Annotated in this window: 1 protein-coding gene and 1 pseudogene; both read left to right on the top strand. The window is 37.1% G+C overall.

The annotated features are described in order from the left end of the window. On the top strand, positions 1–480 hold a 480-nt coding region (locus tag CUS_RS17250), incomplete at its 5' end, for an RNA-guided endonuclease TnpB family protein (RefSeq protein ID WP_002853169.1). Positions 481–957: 477 nt separating this feature from the next. Beyond that, positions 958–1,643: pseudogene (locus tag CUS_RS17245) on the top strand (hypothetical protein); the annotation flags it as partial.

Genomic DNA, 1,643 nt, shown 5'->3' with positions numbered 1-1,643 from the left:
GGCTACAAAACAAGAATGAAGCCTGTTTTGAATATCTCCGACAAGATAGCAAATTTCAGAGATACTTTTAATCACAAAGCAAGCAGAAAGCTGATCGATTTCGCTGTCAAAAATGACTGTGGGATCATACAGCTTGAAAATTTGAAGGGAGTAACAAAAGATACAGAAGGCTTCCTCAAGAACTGGTCTTTTTATGACCTTCAGAGTAAGATCGAGAATAAGGCGAAGGAGAGAGGGATAAAAGTCGTTTATATTGAACCGGCTTACACGAGCCTGAGATGTTCAAAGTGCGGCTATATCCACAAAGATAATCATCCTACCAGAGAACAGTTTATCTGTCAGGAGTGCGGTTATAGGACACTTCATGATTACAATGCAAGTCAGAACATTGCAGTCAAGGATATTGACAAGATAATAAAAGCCGAACTTGAAAAAATGGGAATTAAAAAGAATAAGGACGAAGAAAAGCCCGAGAAGTGAGTTCACATAAAATTATGTGATGATAATATTTTGAGGGCGGCTTAACGTCCTATAATCGAGACAATGCGTCGTAAACCGCAATACAGCGTCGATCGTATACTCGATAAGGTAATCCCGACACTGGGGATGAAATTCTGTGCATAAAATCCGCACAGACAGTGAGCATATTTGTATAAAACTGCTGATGCAACTTGTATACAGGTGTAAACTGTAAGATAATAAATGTGTCCTTTCAATTTAAAATTAATGCAAATAGTGCATGAATTGTAAACAATAAACTGTCAATACTGAAACGTCTCTCTCACGAGGGGCGTTTTTTATTGCATGAAATTTTCCTATATAATTCTAAAAGATCTGATAATTGACACCGGGAGTTAGAATTTTCAGATCAATTTATTGTAAAGGAGAAAAATACGATGCACTATTAAAACACCTTGACACGATGCAAAAATAATGTTAAAATCAAAGGAGAATAATATGTCAAAGACAAACAGAAAGTACAAAGACAGACTCTTTACTTTTATTTTCGGGAATCCTCAGAACCGTGAATGGACTTTGAGTCTGTATAACGCAGTTAATGGCTCTGATTACACAAATGCTGAGGATATTGAATTCACTACTATTGAAAACGCTGTGTACATGGGCATGAAGAACGATGTTTCATTTCTCGTTGAAAATACGATGAATTTCTATGAACATCAGTCATCCTATAACCCTAACATGCCGCTGAGATTTTTTCTCTATGCTGCTATGGTGTACGAAAAGCGTGTTTTTGAAAACCCGGAACCATACGACAGATTCAGTTCTGTTCTTCAAAATCTGCCTGCACCTAAGTGTATATGTTTCTACAACGGTACAGACACTAAGAAGGACCGAGAGATACTTAAACTGAGCAACGCTTTTAAAGACGGAAAAAAGTCCGATATTGAAGTGAAAGTGACGATGCTGAACATCAATTTCGGATATAATAAAGAAATACTTGAGTCATGCAAGCCTCTTTATGACTATTCGTGGCTTGTAAACGAGATAAGGGAAAATCAAAAGAAGATGGAACTGGAAGAAGCGGTAGATAAAGCTATTGATGCCCTTTCAGACGGATCACCGATCAGACCTTTTATTATGAATAACAGGGCGGAGGTAAAACACATGTATATTACAGAATA

Origin of the sequence: Hominimerdicola alba 8, from assembly GCF_000178155.2 — a bacterium.
In the GTDB taxonomy this organism is placed as follows: domain Bacteria; phylum Bacillota; class Clostridia; order Oscillospirales; family Ruminococcaceae; genus Hominimerdicola; species Hominimerdicola alba_C.
Note: the sequence above shows the minus strand (reverse complement) of the source record. Positions and strands in the feature narration are given on the sequence as shown.